General features: G+C 66.0%; 14 protein-coding genes. 7 read left to right on the forward strand and 7 right to left on the reverse strand.

The genetic code is table 11. The features are described from left to right. The first annotated feature begins 148 nt into the window (after nt 1-148). Entirely contained in the window at nt 149-2,221 is a 2,073-nt protein-coding gene (gene thrS / locus ACQR2C_RS05640; RefSeq protein ID WP_434880665.1) for a threonine--tRNA ligase, read from the forward strand. Nucleotides 2,222-2,325: 104 nt separating this feature from the next. On the opposite strand, the gene ACQR2C_RS05645 is transcribed toward thrS, so the two are convergent. After that, nucleotides 2,326-3,234, reverse strand: coding sequence for a hypothetical protein (locus ACQR2C_RS05645; protein ID WP_434880770.1), 909 nt, complete (start codon nt 3,232-3,234; stop codon nt 2,326-2,328). Between the two features lie 312 nt (nt 3,235-3,546). Here ACQR2C_RS05645 and ACQR2C_RS05650 point away from each other — a divergent pair, with 312 nt between their 5' ends. Beyond that, nucleotides 3,547-4,110: a nitroreductase family protein gene (locus tag ACQR2C_RS05650; protein ID WP_315801054.1), complete on the forward strand. Its 564-nt coding sequence runs from the start codon at nt 3,547-3,549 to the stop codon at nt 4,108-4,110. Nucleotides 4,111-4,306: 196 nt separating this feature from the next. Here ACQR2C_RS05650 and ACQR2C_RS05655 read toward each other — a convergent pair whose 3' ends face one another. From ACQR2C_RS05655 to ACQR2C_RS05665, 3 genes are all read right to left on the reverse strand, one after another. After that, nucleotides 4,307-6,778 (reverse strand): putative bifunctional diguanylate cyclase/phosphodiesterase, encoded by a 2,472-nt coding sequence (locus ACQR2C_RS05655; protein WP_434880666.1) that lies wholly within the window; start codon nt 6,776-6,778, stop codon nt 4,307-4,309. Nucleotides 6,779-7,696: 918 nt separating this feature from the next. Beyond that, nucleotides 7,697-7,867, reverse strand: coding sequence for an RNA polymerase sigma factor region1.1 domain-containing protein (locus ACQR2C_RS05660; protein WP_315801056.1), 171 nt, complete (start codon nt 7,865-7,867; stop codon nt 7,697-7,699). 73 nt (nt 7,868-7,940) lie between these two features. After that, nucleotides 7,941-9,017 carry a hypothetical protein gene (locus ACQR2C_RS05665; RefSeq protein ID WP_316215997.1) on the reverse strand — a complete coding sequence of 359 codons (1,077 nt, stop codon included), beginning with the start codon at nt 9,015-9,017 and terminating at the stop codon, nt 7,941-7,943. A gap of 273 nt (nt 9,018-9,290) precedes the next feature. Between ACQR2C_RS05665 and ACQR2C_RS05670 the strand changes: the two genes are divergently transcribed. Continuing rightward, nucleotides 9,291-10,310 (forward strand): patatin-like phospholipase family protein, encoded by a 1,020-nt coding sequence (locus ACQR2C_RS05670; RefSeq protein ID WP_434838383.1) that lies wholly within the window; start codon nt 9,291-9,293, stop codon nt 10,308-10,310. Here ACQR2C_RS05670 and ACQR2C_RS05675 read toward each other — a convergent pair. Continuing rightward, nucleotides 10,297-10,725 carry a CBS domain-containing protein gene (locus tag ACQR2C_RS05675; protein ID WP_315801059.1) on the reverse strand — a complete coding sequence of 143 codons (429 nt, stop codon included), beginning with the start codon at nt 10,723-10,725 and terminating at the stop codon, nt 10,297-10,299. The two genes, ACQR2C_RS05670 and ACQR2C_RS05675, sit on opposite strands and share 14 nt — an antisense overlap. A 304-nt stretch (nt 10,726-11,029) precedes the next feature. After that, nucleotides 11,030-11,827 (reverse strand): rhomboid family intramembrane serine protease, encoded by a 798-nt coding sequence (locus ACQR2C_RS05680; RefSeq protein ID WP_316176998.1) that lies wholly within the window; start codon nt 11,825-11,827, stop codon nt 11,030-11,032. Between the two features lie 523 nt (nt 11,828-12,350). On the opposite strand from ACQR2C_RS05680, the gene ACQR2C_RS05685 reads away from it, so the two are divergent. The 3 genes from ACQR2C_RS05685 to ACQR2C_RS05695 all read left to right on the forward strand — a co-directional run bounded on the left by ACQR2C_RS05685 (nt 12,351) and on the right by ACQR2C_RS05695 (nt 14,723). Beyond that, nucleotides 12,351-12,908, forward strand: coding sequence for a PAS domain-containing protein (locus tag ACQR2C_RS05685; protein ID WP_434880667.1), 558 nt, complete (start codon nt 12,351-12,353; stop codon nt 12,906-12,908). A 241-nt stretch (nt 12,909-13,149) separates the two neighbouring features. Next, nucleotides 13,150-13,764, forward strand: coding sequence for a PilZ domain-containing protein (locus ACQR2C_RS05690; protein WP_315801062.1), 615 nt, complete (start codon nt 13,150-13,152; stop codon nt 13,762-13,764). A 332-nt stretch (nt 13,765-14,096) separates the two neighbouring features. Further along, a complete protein-coding gene (locus ACQR2C_RS05695) occupies nt 14,097-14,723 on the forward strand; it encodes a transglutaminase-like cysteine peptidase (protein WP_316176994.1) in 627 nt (208 codons plus the stop codon). A 492-nt stretch (nt 14,724-15,215) separates the two neighbouring features. Here ACQR2C_RS05695 and ACQR2C_RS05700 read toward each other — a convergent pair whose 3' ends face one another. Next, nucleotides 15,216-16,214, reverse strand: a complete 999-nt coding sequence (locus tag ACQR2C_RS05700) for a hypothetical protein (protein ID WP_315801064.1) — start codon at nt 16,212-16,214, stop codon at nt 15,216-15,218. Nucleotides 16,215-16,495: 281 nt separating this feature from the next. Between ACQR2C_RS05700 and ACQR2C_RS05705 the strand changes: the two genes are divergently transcribed. Next, nucleotides 16,496-16,918, forward strand: coding sequence for a hypothetical protein (locus tag ACQR2C_RS05705; protein ID WP_315801065.1), 423 nt, complete (start codon nt 16,496-16,498; stop codon nt 16,916-16,918). Nucleotides 16,919-16,964 lie beyond the last annotated feature (46 nt).

The following is a 16,964-nucleotide window of genomic DNA, read 5'->3' on the forward strand; positions in this document are numbered from 1 at the left end:
CCGCGGCGGCAATCACCGCATCGCCCCGTCGGCCGCAATTGGCCGGTTTTCCCCTCCCTCCCCGGGTTGCAGCCTCCGAATCCCCTGCTATACCCCTTGCTCCCGCTTACCTGCGCTCGTTCGCAGGAGTGAGCTCAAGGAGAGACCCATGCCTGATTCCAAATCGCCCGACGCGAAATCCGCCGCCGACCAGTCCAAGCCCGGCTTCCAATACAGCCTCAGCAACCTGAAGCCCGCCGCCCCGGTCGAGAAGATCACCATCAGCTTCCCCGACGGCGCCCGCCGCGAATATCCCAGAGGCACCACCGGCTTCGACATCGCCAAGGGCATCTCGCCCTCGCTCGCCAAGCGCACCGTCGCGATGGCGCTGAACGGCGACCTCGTCGACCTCATCGATCCCATCACCGAGGACGCCAAGCTCGAGCTCGTCGACCGCGACGACCCGCGCGCGCTGGAGCTGATCCGGCACGACTGCGCGCACGTGCTTGCGGAAGCCGTGCAGGCGCTGTGGCCCGGCACCCAGGTCACGATCGGCCCCGTGATCGAGAACGGCTTCTATTACGATTTCTTCCGCAACGAGCCGTTCACCCCCGAGGACTTCGCCGCGATCGAGAAGAAGATGCGCGAGATCATCGGCCGCGACAAACCCTTCACCAAGGAGGTGTGGGACCGCGAGAAGACCAAGCAGGTGTTCCGCGACAAGGGCGAGGCGTTCAAGGTCGAGCTGGTCGATGCCATTCCCGGCAACGAGCCGATCAAGATCTACTACCAGGGCGACTGGTTCGACCTGTGCCGCGGCCCGCACATGACCTCGACCGGGAAGATCGGCAACGCCTTCAAGCTGATGAAGGTGGCGGGCGCCTATTGGCGCGGCGATTCCAACAATCCCATGCTGACCCGCATCTACGGCACCGCCTTCGCCAAGCAGGAGCAGCTCGACGCCTACCTGAAGCAGATCGAGGAAGCCGAGAAGCGCGATCACCGCAAGCTTGGCCGCGAGCTCGACCTGTTCCACTTCCAGGAGGAAGGCCCGGGCGTGGTGTTCTGGCATCCCAAGGGCTGGAGCATCTTCCAGGCGCTGATCGCCTATATGCGCAGGCGGCTCGCCGGCGACTATGACGAGGTGAACGCGCCGCAAATCCTCGACAAGTCGCTGTGGGAGACCTCGGGCCACTGGAACTGGTACCGCGAGAACATGTTCGCGGCGCAGTCCGCCGGCGACGAGGCCGAGGACAAGCGCTGGTTCGCGCTGAAGCCGATGAACTGCCCGGGTCACGTGCAGATCTTCAAGCATGGCCTGAAGAGCTATCGCGACCTGCCGCTGCGGCTGGCCGAGTTCGGCGTCGTGCACCGCTACGAGGCGTCCGGCGCCATGCACGGCCTGATGCGCGTGCGCGGCTTCACCCAGGACGACGCGCACGTGTTCTGCACCGAGGACCAGCTCGCCGACGAGTGCCTGAAGATCAACGACCTGATCCTGTCGACCTACTCGGATTTCGGCTTCGAGGGCGAGTTGACGGTCAAGCTGTCGACCCGGCCGGAGAAGCGCGTCGGCACCGACGAGATGTGGGATCACGCCGAGCGCGTGATGGCCACCGTGCTGAACGAGATCAAGGCGCAGAGCAACCACATCAAGACCGAGATCAATCCGGGCGAAGGCGCGTTCTACGGGCCGAAGTTCGAATACGTGCTGCGCGACGCCATCGGCCGCGACTGGCAGTGCGGCACCACGCAGGTCGACTTCAACCTGCCGGAGCGGTTCGGCGCGTTCTACATCGACGCCGACGGCGCCAAGAAGGCGCCGGTGATGGTACACCGCGCGATCTGCGGCTCGATGGAGCGCTACATCGGCATCCTGATCGAGCACTACGCCGGCAGCTTCCCGCTGTGGCTGGCGCCGACCCAGGTCGTCGTCACCACCATCACCTCGGAGGGCGACGAATATGCCAAGCAGGTGCTGGCGGCGCTGCGGCGGGCGGGACTGCGGGCCGAGATCGATCTGCGCAACGAGAAGATCAACTACAAGGTCCGCGAGCATTCGCTGCAGAAGATCCCGGCTTTGCTCGTCGTCGGCAAGAAGGAGGCCGAGACGCATTCGGTCTCGGTCCGCCGGCTCGGCCGCGACGGCCAGACCGTGATGCCGACGGCGGACGCCATCGCGGCGCTGGTCGACGAGGCGACGCCGCCCGACGTGCGGCGCCGCCAGCGCGAAGCGGCCTGACGTCGGCCTGACCCCGCGTAAGCGGGCGACATGCGGGAACGGTGTTCCCGCATGTCGCTTGCGCTCCCCCGATCAACACGTTCCCTCGCCCTCATTGCGAGCGGCTACGCTGACAGAGTGGCAACGACATCAACGGAATCTCCGTCTTTGCCCGCCGCCTGCAGCGCCACCTCGGCGCATTCGGCCATGTAGAGAAACATCGTCGCGAGCATCCGCTCGATCGCCTCGCGGCCGCGCGGCAGGATGGTGATGGCGTCGGTGCCGCGGGCGAGCAGGCCCTTCTCTTCCGCATCGCGCAGCAGTGTCAGCACATGCTTGCGCGACACCGAGAAGCGCGTCGCCAGGGCGTTGATGGAGAGCGGCACGGGTTCATCCGGCGGGAACGGCTGCTCGGGCCCTGCGCCCTGGGCCAGGCTGAACAGGATCACCATGCCGGCTGTGCGCTCGGCAAACGGCTCCAGCTCGGGCGCGCCGTCGAGGACGCGCAGGCCGGCGATGAAGCGGCGGCCGAGCTCGAGCACGAAGGTCTTCACGAAGGCCGGATCGTTCAGCGCCGTCCGATAGACCACGGCGGCCGGAAGTACCGCGCTCATCGCGTCGAACTGCACGCCCCAGCGCTCCTGATGCAGCGCGATCAGCTTGTCGGTCGGCACCAGCGGACGCCGGCGACGGTCGAGATTGGCGGCGGACGCGACCAGCCCGGCCGCGCGCATCAGCGCCAGCATCGCCTCGCAGCGGCCGCCACTGCACAGATCGAGTCTGGCGCACATCTCCTTCATGGCGCCGACGGTCAGGCCGAGCTCGCCGTCGCGCTGCTCGGCGAAATGCAGGTACAGCGCGACATGCGGAAACAGCGCCCTCGCCCGATCGCTCAGCAACGCATTGAGGATGCGGTCGCCACGGTAGAGCCGGACCGCGGCTGCGGTCGAGGCTCGCATCGCCGCGGCGAAGCCGGGCGCGCCGCGCAGCCGCAGTACGGCATCAGGTGAAGGTGTCAGCGCTGTCATTCCCACTGCAAGGCTGGTGCCCGGCCGGCCGCGAGCTGCGGTCGCCAGCGTCATCTTTTTACCGATCCACCCCAACTTCCACAATTGCCGGCGCCAGGCCGGGCTGCGGACCGATGGACGCAGCCCGTACGACCGACGCCGCCGCACCAGGCGAAAGATGGCCGGCTTCACGTCACGGCTGCACGCCGGCTCGAGCAAAGGGTCCGCCTGCGGCCGCGGCAGCACGCGGTAGAACCGATCAAAACGCCGTGCCGTGATCTCGTTGCGGGCGGGGGCGCATGCTATCTGTCGCGGATGCAACCAACGAGACCTGACGACGTGACCGACGCGATTGAACTCCTGAAGACCCGCCGCTCCGTGAAGCCGCGCGAGATGAGCGGTCCCGGCCCCTCGCCCGCCGAGCTCGACACCATCCTGACCATCGGCGCCCGCGTGCCGGACCATGGCAAGCTCGCGCCGTGGCGCTTCATCGTGTTCGAGGGCGACGGCCGCCGCCGCGCCGGCGAAGTCATTGCATCCGCCTTCGCCAGGAAGAACCCGCAGGCGACCGCTGCCGAGCTGGAGGTCGAGAAGAACCGCTTCATGGAAGCGCCGCTTGTGATCGGTCTCGTCAGCTTCACCCGGCCGCATCCCAAGGTGCCGGCCTATGAGCAGGAGCTGTCGGCCGGCGCCAGCGCGATGAACATCCTGACCGCGGCCACCGCGCTCGGCTATGGCGGCTGCTGGCTGTCCGGCTGGTTCATGTTCGACCGCGACGTGATGGACGGGCTCGGCCTGAAGCCGGAGGAGAAGCTCGCAGGTCTCATTCATATCGGCAAGCCGACCAAGCCGAGCGAGGACCGCCCGCGCCCGGCGCTGGCGGACATCGTGACGCGGTTCTGAGCGCGACAATCTCCGCTGTCGTCCCTGCGAACGCATGCGAACGCAGGGACCCATAACCACCGGCGGCAGTCGCGACACAAGCTCGTTCGACACCATCCGTCACCACATCTTCCTGGGGTTATGGATCCCGGATCGGCGCGCGCCTACGGCGCGCTTGTCCGGGACGACGGTTGAGGGTGTGGCGGCCGTCATCCCATCACGCCGCCTTGGACGATCGCCCACCGAACTGCGCCAATAGCCCCGCGATCTCCGAGGCCGGCTTGGCGGCGCTGAACAGAAAGCCCTGGACCTGGTTGCAGCCTTCGGCGCGCAGCCAGTCGAGCTGATCCGATGTCTCGACGCCCTCGGCGGTGGTGATGATGTTGAGACTCCTGCCGAGGCCGGAAATGGCGCGGACAATGGCGAGGCAGTCGGAGCGCTGCGCGAGGTCCTTGACGAAGGAGCGGTCGATCTTGATCTTGTCGAACGGGAAGCTGCGGAGATAGCTGAGGCTGGAATAGCCGGTGCCGAAATCGTCCATCGAGATGCGGATGCCGAGCTGGCGCAGCTGATGCAGCGTCGCCAGATTGGCCTCGGTCTCCGCCAGCAGGATCGACTCGGTGATCTCCAGCTCGAGCCGCTCCGGCGCCAGCGCCGACTGTGCCAGCGCCTGGACCACGACCTGCACCAGATTGCGGCTGCGGAACTGCACCGCCGACAGGTTCACCGCCACCTTGATGCCATCGGGCCATCGCGCCGCCTCGTGACAGGCCTCGCGCAGCACCCATTCGCCGAGCGGCACGATCAGGCCAATGTCTTCGGCCACGGGGATGAAGTCGGCCGGCGAGATCATGCCCTTGTCGGGATGGCGCCAGCGCAGCAGGCATTCGAAGCCGGAGATCGCGCCGGTCGCGACGTCGACCAGCGGCTGGTAGTGCAGCTCGAATTCGCCCTGCGCGAAGGCGCGGCGCAGATCGTGCTCCATGTCGCGGCGCTTCTGCGCCTGGCGGTCCATCTCCTTTTCGAAGAACCGATGCACGCGGCCGCCGTCCTGCTTGGCGCGGTACAGCGCCATGTCGGCGTTCTTCATCAGTTCCTCGCAGCTCGCGCCGTCGCCCGGCGACAGCGCGATGCCGATGGAGGCACCGATCACGAGCTCATTGCCGTCGATGTCATAGGGAGCGCTGAGCGCCGCGATCAGACGCGCGGCGCTCTCGCTGGCGTCATCGGCGCCGCCCTGACGGATGATCACCGCGAACTCGTCACCGCCGAGCCGCGCCGCCAGCTTGCCGCCATGCATCTGCTGCGTCAGGCGGCCCGCGACCGCCTGCAGCAGCCGGTCGCCCATCGGATGGCCGAAGGAATCGTTGACGGTCTTGAACAGGTCGAGGTCGATGCACATCACCGCGATGCGCCTGTCCGCCGACAAGGCGCCGTCGAGCTCCTGCGTGAGGCGCTGCTGGAAGAATTCGCGGTTCGGCAGGCCGGTCAGCCCGTCATGGTGCGCCATGTAGGCGATGCGCGCCTCGGCGCGGCGGCGCTCGGTGATGTCGACGATCGCGACCAGCACGCCGTCGCGGCCATCGAAGCTGATCTCGCGGCCATAGGTCAGCACCTCGATCTCGCTGCCATCAGCCTTGCGATGGCGCCAGTCGCGGTGAAACAGATCGCCGTCGGCGAGCCGCAACAGCGCGTCATCGAGGCTTTCCCATTCGCCCGGCGGCCAGAGATCCCAGACGTTCATGCACAGGAGATCGGCCCGGCCGTAGCCATAGTGCCCGACCATCGCGTCGTTGACGTTGAGGATCTGCGCGGTCTTGGCGTCGAGGATGCACATCGGCACCGGATTGGCGTCGAACAGCAGCCGGAACGAGGCCTCGCGCCGCTTCAGCGCGGTCACATCGGCAATGGTCAATGAGATGATGTCGCCGAAGGCGTGGGCGCCGAGCCTGAGGCTGCGCGCTTCGCTGTCGAGCTCGAACTGGTCGCTTCGCCCGTGCGTGACCACGTCGAACAGCCGCGCCATCACCTCGGGCGTACACAGCATGTTGCCGCCCTGCTTCAGCCGATGCCATTGCAGCGTCGCCGACGGCAGCCTGAGCAGGTCGGCGGCCGCGCGATTGTGATGGACAACCTGGAAATCGCAGGGCATGCCGACGCTGTCGCGGATGGTCGCGAGCGAGACGACGCCGTCATCGGTCGTCGAGAAGATCGCGTCGAGCAGATTGTACTGCGTGGCGCGCTCGTTGACATAGGTCCCGACCAGCGTGCTCCCCCACCGCGAATTGGTCGGCAGCGCCAGGACGTCATAGCTGCGGACCATGCCGTCGCGCACGCAATGCGCAGAAGCGAGATAGGGCTGGCCGCTGGCGAGCGCGCAATTGGCGGCCTCCACCAGCACGGTGGCGCAATCCGGCGACACGGCTTCGACCGCGACGTCCCAGCGTTCGTCCTGCAGCCATTGCTGGACGTAGCGGCCGCTGCGCGAAATCTGCAGGCCGCCGTCGTCGTTGTTGAGCACCGCGATGTGATCGGCGAGACGGCCGAGGCTGCCCAGCATCACGTCCTCGTAGCGCGGCAGGCGCTGCCCTGGCCTCAACGCGGCCTGCCATTTGCGCCTGAGCACCGGGATGTCGTCAAAGAGATCGCTGCTGATCGTTGTCAACGCCTTGGTCGTCGCGGCACTCATCATTCCCACTCGATCGCCCACCCTGTCGGTCCCGGCGGTATCTGAAGCAGACGCGGCTTTAACGAGCTGTAAATGCATTGGCTTCGCGCATGGCGCGCAGCGATTGTGACAGTTTTAAGTGGTTCCATGGTTATCGCGCATTAGCGACTGTGACAGCGTCGCTTCACGTTCATCGCCGCTGTCCCAACGAGAGGGAGATACGGCACGGATGCGGATGTGACTGCGCGATCTCGCGACACGATCTGCCCGAGTTTTGCTGATCGAACCGCCCTCTTCAAACAGAGGGCGCAGGGAGAGCCGGACCTCGACTGAGGCCCGTGGCCCGCCTGCGAAAAAAAATGCAGGCGGCAGGTACCACAGGTCAGCCGGAAACCCGGCCCTCCCTGCGCGATGGCTTTAACGGCTGCTTCGCGTTCTCCCTGGTGCGCCGGGCTTTCTGGCCACCATCCCCACGCGAAGCCAGGGCCTCGACGTGAGTTGATATCAGCATCGGGATATCAGGACCGCGCGACTTGACCGTGCGCAGCAGATCGTTCGTCGGCGCGAGCAACCCCGCGCTGCAATCCACCACGCCCACCGCTCCCCGCCTCGCGTCTCGTGACGACCGCGATACGCCCCTCATCTCGAGGCGGGATGCGCGGAAAGATCCACCTGATTTGCCCGACGACGCAAGGACTACTAACTGCGACAAAGTAACCCGACGGGCAGACGTCGCGAGTTTAGCGAGTCATGTCGCGCACCACTGCTTCGACGATCACCGCCGTCGTCCCGGCCTTGAGCGGGGACCCATAGCCACCGGCCGCGGCGAGGCGGGCCGCTGACAGCTACGTCCCCGATAGCATCCGCGGTATGGGTCCCGGCGTTCGCCGGGACGACACCGTTGGTGGAACGCGATCCTGCAAAAACTCTGCGCTCGCATCACTCCTGCTCCAGACGAATGCCTGCGTCGCTGAGCGCCTCCATGAGCCGCTCGATGTCCTCGGATGCGACGGTGTTGCCTGGACAGATCTCATTCAGCTCGTCGAACGTGATCCATCCCTTACGCTCACCGATCGCGATGGCATGGCGGATGATGTCGGATATCTGCATGCGGCTCTCCCCGGAGATGGGTTCTCATCAATAGCGGGGAGAGTCGGTTTGCCCCTGCAGGCTTTCGCGCGTCCTACCGCGCCAGCACCTCGACCTCGCCGTCGACGCCGTTGACGACGCTGAAGGAGCGCTCGAACACCTTGCCTTCGTTCTTGGCGATGGCGCGGTAGTCGCCTTCGGACAGCACGACCTTGGGGAAGGCGCCGATCGATTCCTTGATCACGTCGCCGCCGGGGTTGATGACCGACCAGGCGGTGTTGGCGAGCGCCTCGCCGCCCTTGTCGGAGACGAGCTTCAACGTGATGACCGCGGCACGGTGCGTCACCGTGACGTCGGTGAGCTTGCCGGCCTGGACGCGGATGTCGGAGCGCACCACCGAGTTCGCGTCGCCATAGTTGGAGACGATGTAATAGGTGCCTTCCGGCAGCATCAGCATGTCGCCGGCGGCGACGTTCGGCACCAGCGGCGCCCGCTCGCGGCCGTCGAACTGGCTGCCCTTGTAGATGGCGAACGAGATCTGGTTCTGCGGGATCTTGCTGGTGCCGACCCTGCCCTCGAGGCGCAGGCCGCCGGCCGGCAGCACGAAGGATTCGCGATCGGTCTCCGTCTTCAGGTTCACCGACCTGACCGCGCTGACGAGGCCGAGCGCGACATGCACGACATAGGTGCCGGGCGGCAGCACGATGTTCGGCGTCGGGCCGCGATCCTCGCGCAGCATCTTGAAGGCGCCAGATTCGTCCGGCCGGTCGGCGAACACGCGCCAGACCAGACCGCCATTGATGTTCGGCAGGTCCTTGCCGAACCGCGCCGACAGCGACAGCACGCCCTGGTTGGGAGTCGCAGCCGGCGGAGCGGCCACCGGCGGGATCGCGGCCGGCGCGCCCGGTGGGATCGCGGCGACCGGGGGTCCCGGCAGCGCCTGCGGGGCCGGCGGCGGAATGGGCCCGGCGGCGGGGCCGGAGGGGGGCGCCAGGCTGACCGCCGCGCCGGGATCGGGCACCGAGGCCGGCGGAACCGGCGGTGGCCGGTCGCCGAACAGTTGCGCCGCGGCCGGCGACATCACGAAACCGGTCAGCGGGCACGACAAGGCGAGCACAAGCCATAGCCGCCCGCTGCGCCGGAATCTGGTGAACCCGCGACCTGTCGTCATCGTCCTGCTTTTGACCGAAAACGCGGCAAATTCAAGCCTCTACTCAACCGTCCCTGAGGAACCGCGCGAACGTCGCGCGACCTGGTCGCATTCTCCGGCGCCTCAGCGCCCGCGGCGCGCAGTCTGCCCGGCGGAGCGTTCAAATCAGCGGCATCCGGCGCTCCCGTCGACCCGGCATAAAGGATGCTTCTGGTAGGCTGGTGCTAGGCTGTCATGCGTCATGAGTCCGTTGCCGACTCGTTGCACACAGTATGCGTAGGCGTGGAGATCTCGGTGCTGGATATTCTGAAAGGACGCCGTGCGAGCGGAACCGAAGGTTCCGATGTCGGTCTCGGGACGATCCGCAAGCCGGTGATCGGGCTGGCGCTGGGTGGCGGCGCGGCGCGCGGCTTTGCCCATATCGGCGTCATCCGGACCCTGATGGCCCACGGCATCGTGCCCGACGTCGTGGTCGGCACCTCGATCGGCGCCGTGGTCGGCGGCGCCTATGCGGCCGGCCAGCTCGATACCCTGGAGGAATGGGCGCGCAGCCTGCAGATGCGCAACATCCTCGGCTATCTCGACATCCGCCTCAATGGCTCCGGCCTGATCGGCGGCGAGAAGCTCGCCGCCCAGCTCGAAGCATCGCTCGGCCGCGTCACCATCGAGGAGCTGCCGATGAAGGTCGCGACGGTGGCAACCGAGATTCGCACAGGGCACGAGATCTGGCTGACCCATGGCAGCCTGGTCGATGCGATGCGCGCCTCCTATGCCCTGCCCGGCATCTTCGCGCCGGTCCTGATCGGCGACCGCTGGCTGGTCGACGGCGCGATGGTCAATCCGGTGCCGGTGTCGGCGGCGCGGGCGCTCGGCGCCGAGATCGTGATCGCCGCCAACCTGTCGAGCGACGTGTTCACGCATTCGACGACGATCTACGCGCATGGCCAGCCGGTCCAGGTGCCGGAGACGGTGATGGAAAGCACACCGCCGAAGCGGCGCTTCCGCAGGCTGTTCTCGCCGGAGCGCGCGGTGAAACGGCAGTTCTTCGGCGAAGGCGGCCGGCCGGGCATCTCGTCGGTGATGGTCGACGCCTTCAACATCATGCAGGACCGCATCACCCGTGCGCGCCTCGCCGGCGATCCGCCGGACCTGCTGATCTCGCCGCGCGTCGGCCAGATCGGCTGGTTCGACTTCCATCGCGCGGCCGACCTCATCGCGTTCGGCACAAGGGCGGCCGAACGTGCGCTGGATTCAATCCAGGAGGCGATCGGCGCAGTCACGCCGACCGGCGGCGGAGCGACTACGCCGTCTTGATATACTGGCGGAGCGCTTCCTGCTCGGTCTCGTATTCCTGGACGCGCCACTTCACGACGTCGCCGATCGAGATCAGGCCGACCACGCCGCCCCCCTCGATCACCGGCAGATGGCGGAACTTGCCGTTGGTCATCATCTCCATGATCGAGGCGACCGTATCCGCCGGCTTGCAGCTCACCACCCGCCGCGTCATCACGTTCGACACCGGCTCGGTCAGCGCCGCGGCGCCGCGCTCGCCGAGCGCGCGGACGATGTCGCGTTCCGAGAGGATGCCCTCCATCCGGCTGCCCGACATCACCAGCACCGCGCCGATCTTGCGCTCGGCGAGCCGCTTGGCAGCCTCGGCGAGTGTGGTCTGGGACTCGACGCTCTCGACCTGGTGGCCCTTGATGTCGAGGATCGCACGTACTGTCATTGCTCGTCTCCTTGAAAGGCCGGTGCGCCTTCTTGAACGAGGCGTCGTTGCGGCCGATGCTTCCAGCGATCGTCAGTCAAGCGAGTCTTCAATCAACAGTCTGGCAGCGCAACCGATCCAACGCATCCGGCCCGACCGCGTCTGATCCAACGCAGCGGATCGCGTTGTGGTTGCAACGCCCTTCGCAGGCCTGCCGCATGGCACAAAAGGGCCTGCTTTCGTTCGCCCGGAATCGTGTCCCGGTTGTGGTGGACGCAAATGATGAATGAAATCACCCGCGCTCGCAAGCGCAGGATCGCGGCAACTAATGGTCGGCCGCGTCGGACGGCAACGCAGGTGCAGCATCGCCACGCGCATGCGGGATGGGATCGAACAGCGCAAACAGGATCAGTCCGGCGATGAAGCCGCCGATATGCGCCTGCCAGGCGACGTCGGCGCCCTCGGCGCCGGGCGTGATGCCGCCGATGCCGAACACGATGTTGACGCCGAACCACACCGCCAGGAAGCCGAGCACCCGCGGATTGCGCAGCGCACGCGACAGCGACAGCGCCGGCACCCTGGCCGCTGCATCGGCATCGCCGCGGGTGAACGACAGGAAGCTGCCGCTCACGAAGGCAAAGCGCATCGCCGCCGCCATGGTGCCGGACACGGAGGCCGAGGCGCCGATCATCGGCGCCAGCGCGTGCTCATGGGTGAGCAGATGAGCCAGCGCACCGGCCGCCGCCGTCACCGCCAGGAACAGATAGAACCTGAGCGCTCCGAAGCGGCGCGCGAGCGCGCTGCCGAACGGCAGCAGCCACAGCACGTTGAAGCCGATATGCGCCAGATTGGCGTGCAGCAGCGAGTAGCTGAAAAAGGTCCAGATCTTGGCCGGCGTGCCGCCGGGAAACGCCCCGTCCATCAGGGTCTGGTCGTATCGTTTCGGGACAAAGGCGAACAGGTCGATGATCCCTGCGTTCCACTCGTCCGGCAGCAGCACGCGCAGATGGATCACCGCGATCAGCAGGATGTAGGCGGTCAGTGCGCCCGGCAGATTGAGGATCGGCTCCCGCGCCTGCTGGAGCGGCGGATCCTGCGTGAGGTCTGACGAGGAGGAATCCAACGGAACGCACGCCTTCGACGAGAGGAACAGATCCGTCAGATAGGCGGCTTTGGCCGGCCTGCGCAAGCGCACGGCGGCAGAGTTGATGTGTGGGGCGGAGGCAGCGGAGGCGAAAGGGCGACGGATCCGCAAAAAGAACGAGGGAGGGTCCTGAGAAGACCCTCCCTCCGAGACTTGCCGGCCTTTGCCGCGTCCGGAGCGCCCGGGGTTGTTGTCCCCACCCCGCCCCGTCGCGACGACCAGACTTGTTTGACGCCGCCTGCGTGTACCTCACCGTATCGCGGCGGACCTTGCACCGTCCGGCCGCGATCTGATGAACGCATTGTTAACGATCGCCGGGACGCCGCCAAGCTCATCGTTAATTTAACCTTAACGGGCGGAAGGCCGGGGTAAAGCCGGCACGATCGCACCATCGGCATGGACGCTGCACCACCCCTCCTGCGAAAATCAACCAGGGAGGCGCCTGGACGAAAGCGGGACAGCAATGTCCCCCGTGACGTCGAGGGCGCGAGGGGTTACCGAGATGAAACATCCGTCCAATCGCGAGCTCTTCGCCTATTGGAACGACAGGCGCGGCCATGCCAAGGCGCCGGAGCGCTGCGACTTCGAGCCGTCGGCCGTGCGCGAGCTGCTGGGCGACATCTTCGTCCTGTCCTGCGATGCCGACAGCGGCTTTCCGTTCCGCATGGCCGGCACGCGGCTGTGCGCCCTGCTCGGCGGCGACGTCAAGGACAGGAGCTTTCCGGCGCAGTTCGCGCCGGCCAGCCGCCGCGAGATCGAGGAGATCACGGCGGTGGTCTGCGAAGAGTCGCTGCCGGCGATCGCCGGCGTGACGGCGCAGGCGCCGGATCGCACCACCGCGCATTTCGAGCTGCTGCTGCTGCCGTTCGCGACCCGCGCGCATGAGCCGATCAGCCTGACCGGCCTGCTCGCCCCGTTCGAGACGCCAAGGGGCGCGCTCGGCCCGCTGGAGATGGTCTCCTGGCGCTATATCCATCCGCCGGTCGAGCCGATCGTGCCGCGCGCGCTGCGCAAGCTCGCGCTCGCCCGCGGCCTGATGGTGTATGAGGGACTGCGCTGACGTCCTGCAGATGCGTGTCCCGTAAGCCTCGTCGGGGCCCCAGCTCTCTCCCCGTCATTGCGAGCGCATCATCCGGACAAGGCCCGGAATGACGGAGAGAGCCGTCATCAGCGGCAATGCTCGTCTTGCGCGAACAAGATGAACGCCTGCGGTGCTGCGATAACGCTGAATTAACCGTGCAGGACTTAGTTTCAACACTGGATCATCCGGCACGCTAAGAGCCGGCTTTGAGTGGCGAAACATGGCGTTGCCGAACAAAAAACTCTCTCTTCCGGCCGCCGAGGAGCGCCGCCGTTTCCAGCGGGTCAAGGTCCACCTGCTCGGCCGCTACATGCTGCCCGACCGGCGCGAGTTTCCCTGCCAGGTGATCAACATGTCGCCGGGCGGGCTGGCACTGCTCGCACCCGGCATCGGCAATGTCGGCGACCGCGTGATCGCCTATCTCGACCATATCGGCCGCGTCGAGGGCAAGATCACCCGCATCATCGACAACGGCTTCGCGATGACGATCGGCGCCACCGCGCGCAAGCGCGACAAGCTCGCCGCGCAGCTGACCTGGCTCGCCAACCGCGACATCCTCAACCTGCCGGAGGATCGCCGCCACGACCGTATCATTCCGCGCAACCCGATCGCGGTGCTGACGCTCGAGGACGGCACCAAGATGACCTGCCGCATCATCGACATGTCGCTGTCGGGCGCGGCGATTGCGGCGGAGACCAGGCCGCCGCTGAAATCGCAGGTCATGCTCGGCCGCGTCCAGGCGCGCGTGGTGCGAAATCTCGAAGGCGGCTTCGCGATCGAGTTCATGCACGCCCAGCTCGCCGAAACGCTCGAAGACAGCGTTACCGCGCGGTAAAGCCGCAAGCCTCTGAAATCCCGCAACTTCACGGAGCACACGGCGTCCGCCACCACGGGCGCCGTGTGGCGTTCGGCCATCGCACAGGCAGTCCAGCGCAGTTAATGGTTGGCGGGAAAAGCGCACGGGACCCTGCAACGGCAGCGGTTCCCGGCTTAATGCAGCGCATTCGATTCAACCGCGAATGATTCAAATTTTAGCTAGATTCGATTCAAGTGAAAGTCGAATAAGCCCTTTGTTTTACTTGGATTTGCGTCAAATCCATCGTGGCGATTTAGCGGCAGCGAAAAATCTTTGTGAGACAGATGGTCCCAACGAAGACGGGGGCCAAAATGGTCAAGCGGACGGGACAGGCAACAGGGTGGGCGGTCGCAGCCTTCCTGATGGCGATGGGCGGGGTGGCGCATGCCGGTGATGACCGGGTGCTCTATGCGAGCCTGGGCGACACCGCACGGGCGCCGATCGGCTGGGTCGAGTTCTGCACCGAGACCCCCGAGGAATGCCGCGGCGGCGCGTCGCAGCCCCGCGACATCGTGCTGTCCCAGACCGCCTGGCGCGATCTGCTAAAGGTCAATCGCTGGGTCAACGAGAACGTCAAGCCGATCACCGACATGGACCATTGGGGCGTGGTCGAGAAATGGTCGCTGCCGACGGACGGCTACGGCGACTGCGAGGATTACGTGCTGTTGAAGCGCAAGCTGCTGATCGATGCCGGCTGGCCCCGCGAGGCGCTGCTGATCACGGTGGTGCGCGACAAGAAGGGTGAAGGACATGCCGTCCTCACCGTGAAGACCGACAAGGGCGAGTACGTGCTCGACAATCAGAACGAGAGCGTCGTCGCCTGGACCGAAACCGGCTACCGCTTCGTCAAGCGGCAGTCGCAGAGCGACCCCAACGTCTGGGTCTCGCTCGGCGACGGTCGCCCGGCAGTGGCCACCGCCAGCGCCAGAGAACGCTAAGGCGTCCGCGAGCGCTGATCAGAGAGGCGAGACACGAATTCGAGTTACGCGACCCGGTCACATCCCCACCCCTCCCCGTCCCAGACCGGTTCGCGCGCGGCCAGCTCTCCCCCAAGGGCTGGCCGCAACTTTTTTTGGCGGCGTCGCCCGGCCGACGATAGTTCATGAACGCGTGCGAGAACGGCACGAGACGGGGAAATCTCCCGTTCACCCTCCTGCCGCGTCGGCGGGCTTCCGAAATCTGGTGCCAGGTGCGTTCGGGGACGGCGCGAGTCCGTCTACGTCTATTGGGACGACAATCCAGGCCGACGGGCCATCTCAATGAGCACGACCAATCGATCAGTCCTCGGCAAAGGCTGCCGCCCGGATCTCCCGCGTCGGGCACGATCGACTGTCCCCGCGTATCTCTCCGCGATGCCGTCCTGAGAGCAGGCCGAGATGTAGGCGCCCCCGGTTTAGAGACCAGCGGCGATCCCGACCGTCCCGGCTCCATCACTTGCCAGGAAGCGCGGAGGCTTCGGCCGGCAATGGACCATTGTTCAAGCAGGTCTGCGGCAGCCGGTCGAACGCGCGAACAAATTCCGACGAGAACCGCTTCGCGCTGTCAAATGACAGATGCACCTCGTCGACGAAGGTGAGATCGTCGCCGGTGTCCGCGTCGATATACATGGCTCCGATCGTCTCGGCGAGTTGGCTGGTCGGATCCGGCTTTGGCCAGATTTCGGTCGTCGGCATCGGGACCAGGACGACACAGTCGGCAGGCATGCCAATTCGCTTCAAGAAGGTGTTCGCCTCGATCGCCGCGAGCGGCACATTGACCTGAAAGTCCCGCAACCGATCCCGACGAACCCGCGGGCGCTGGCGATCCGCCATAAGCGAATCCCGCCAGAGAAAATAGCCATCCACTGACGATCTGAAGGCCGTCGGCGCAATTTCGCAGTCGATAAACCGAAATTTGCATAGGGCTGGCTGGGCCCACATCTCCCCCTTCTTGACCAGAGCCCGCCCGAGCTCCCATCGATCATGCATCGCGGCCAGAGCGGGCTCGCTCACACGGTCGTTGAAATAGGGGTCGACGCCAATCACCAGCACACGTGGACGCAGATGGTGCTTCACTGCAAGCGCAGAGAAGAACGCCTGCTGGTCCTCATAGCTGAATCCGAGATTGAACTGCCGTAAACCGCGTGCGGCAAAATACGACCGCACTTCGGCCGTGCTGAAAGCAAACATCGTGCGGCTCGATCCCGTGAAGACCACATCGGCTGCCTTCAGGTTGGCAAGCGCCCTGCGCTCGATCCCGAACCAAAACGCAGCATGCTCGAAGTCTCCAAACCGGCGCGCACTGCACGAGCTGATGAACTGATCACGCTCCGGCGCCGGCTTGCATCCGGCGATCGAGATACCCCTGCCGCTATATGCGATCGGAGCTGCCAGGCAGCCCGATAAGATGACCATGGCAATATAGATTAACAACCAAAGCTTGTGCCTCATCACGCACGCACGCGCCCCCCGGGCCGACCAGAACAACGGTTATAAAATACCACATGCGTTCGCCATCGCGCGCAATAAAATCGACCTCAGATCGAATTCTGAGTTTGAAGTTAGACGTCTTGCCGCCGGTCGCGGACGGTGAGAGGCACGGCATCGCTTCGCGTGAGGCCGTCTCGATGCGCAACTTTTTTTGGCCTTGCTTTGACGATATGTCGCCGGCGGGGCGCGGCACCGGCCGGCCAACCTTGTTTTCCCTCGACCGTCGGGTTTAGGTTGTCGGCATGATGATGATCCTGCGAAGCGCGACCTTGCTGGCCGCGGCCCTGACCCTGGCGAACTGCTGCATGTCCGGCACCGGCTGCTCGGGACCGCTGGCCTCGGCCGGCACACCTGCAGCCGCGCCGGCGATGGCCGCTACGCCCGCCGTGATTACCGCGCAGCCGACGAGCGCTGCGGCCGACTGGGACGGCCGTGTCGCCACCTCCGACGCCGACACCGAGATGGTGACGGAGCCGGACATCGGCACGCCGCGCAAAGGCGCCAAGCGCCGTGGCGACTCGCGGGTCGACGTGATGTCCGCGCAATCGAGCTCCGGTTATCGCGGCCGGATGAGCTGGGAGGAGGAACAGGCGGCCGACCTCGCCGACGAGGCCCGCCTCAAGCAGAAGCTCACGATCTGCCGGAACTGCAGCGCAACGCAGTAAGCATTTGTCCGTCCGCAGTTTTCGGCTGGTCGCGACCGCGACCTGG

Origin of the sequence: Bradyrhizobium sp. HKCCYLRH3061 (genome assembly GCF_051168015.1) — a bacterium.
Taxonomy (GTDB): Bacteria; Pseudomonadota; Alphaproteobacteria; order Rhizobiales; family Xanthobacteraceae; genus Bradyrhizobium.

Excerpts from the sequence above, each read along its gene's own strand:
- thrS (WP_434880665.1), top strand. The coding sequence starts at position 149 with ATGCCTGATTCCAAATCGCCCGACGCGAAATCCGCCGCCGACCAGTCC.
- ACQR2C_RS05655 (WP_434880666.1), bottom strand. The coding sequence starts at position 6,778 with ATGAGTGCCGCGACGACCAAGGCGTTGACAACGATCAGCAGCGATCTC.
- ACQR2C_RS05660 (WP_315801056.1), bottom strand. The coding sequence starts at position 7,867 with ATGCAGATATCCGACATCATCCGCCATGCCATCGCGATCGGTGAGCGT.
- ACQR2C_RS05665 (WP_316215997.1), bottom strand. The coding sequence starts at position 9,017 with ATGACGACAGGTCGCGGGTTCACCAGATTCCGGCGCAGCGGGCGGCTA.
- ACQR2C_RS05675 (WP_315801059.1), bottom strand. The coding sequence starts at position 10,725 with ATGACAGTACGTGCGATCCTCGACATCAAGGGCCACCAGGTCGAGAGC.
- ACQR2C_RS05685 (WP_434880667.1), top strand. The coding sequence starts at position 12,351 with ATGAAACATCCGTCCAATCGCGAGCTCTTCGCCTATTGGAACGACAGG.
- ACQR2C_RS05690 (WP_315801062.1), top strand. The coding sequence starts at position 13,150 with ATGGCGTTGCCGAACAAAAAACTCTCTCTTCCGGCCGCCGAGGAGCGC.
- ACQR2C_RS05695 (WP_316176994.1), top strand. The coding sequence starts at position 14,097 with ATGGTCAAGCGGACGGGACAGGCAACAGGGTGGGCGGTCGCAGCCTTC.
- ACQR2C_RS05700 (WP_315801064.1), bottom strand. The coding sequence starts at position 16,214 with ATGAGGCACAAGCTTTGGTTGTTAATCTATATTGCCATGGTCATCTTA.
- ACQR2C_RS05705 (WP_315801065.1), top strand. The coding sequence starts at position 16,496 with ATGATGATGATCCTGCGAAGCGCGACCTTGCTGGCCGCGGCCCTGACC.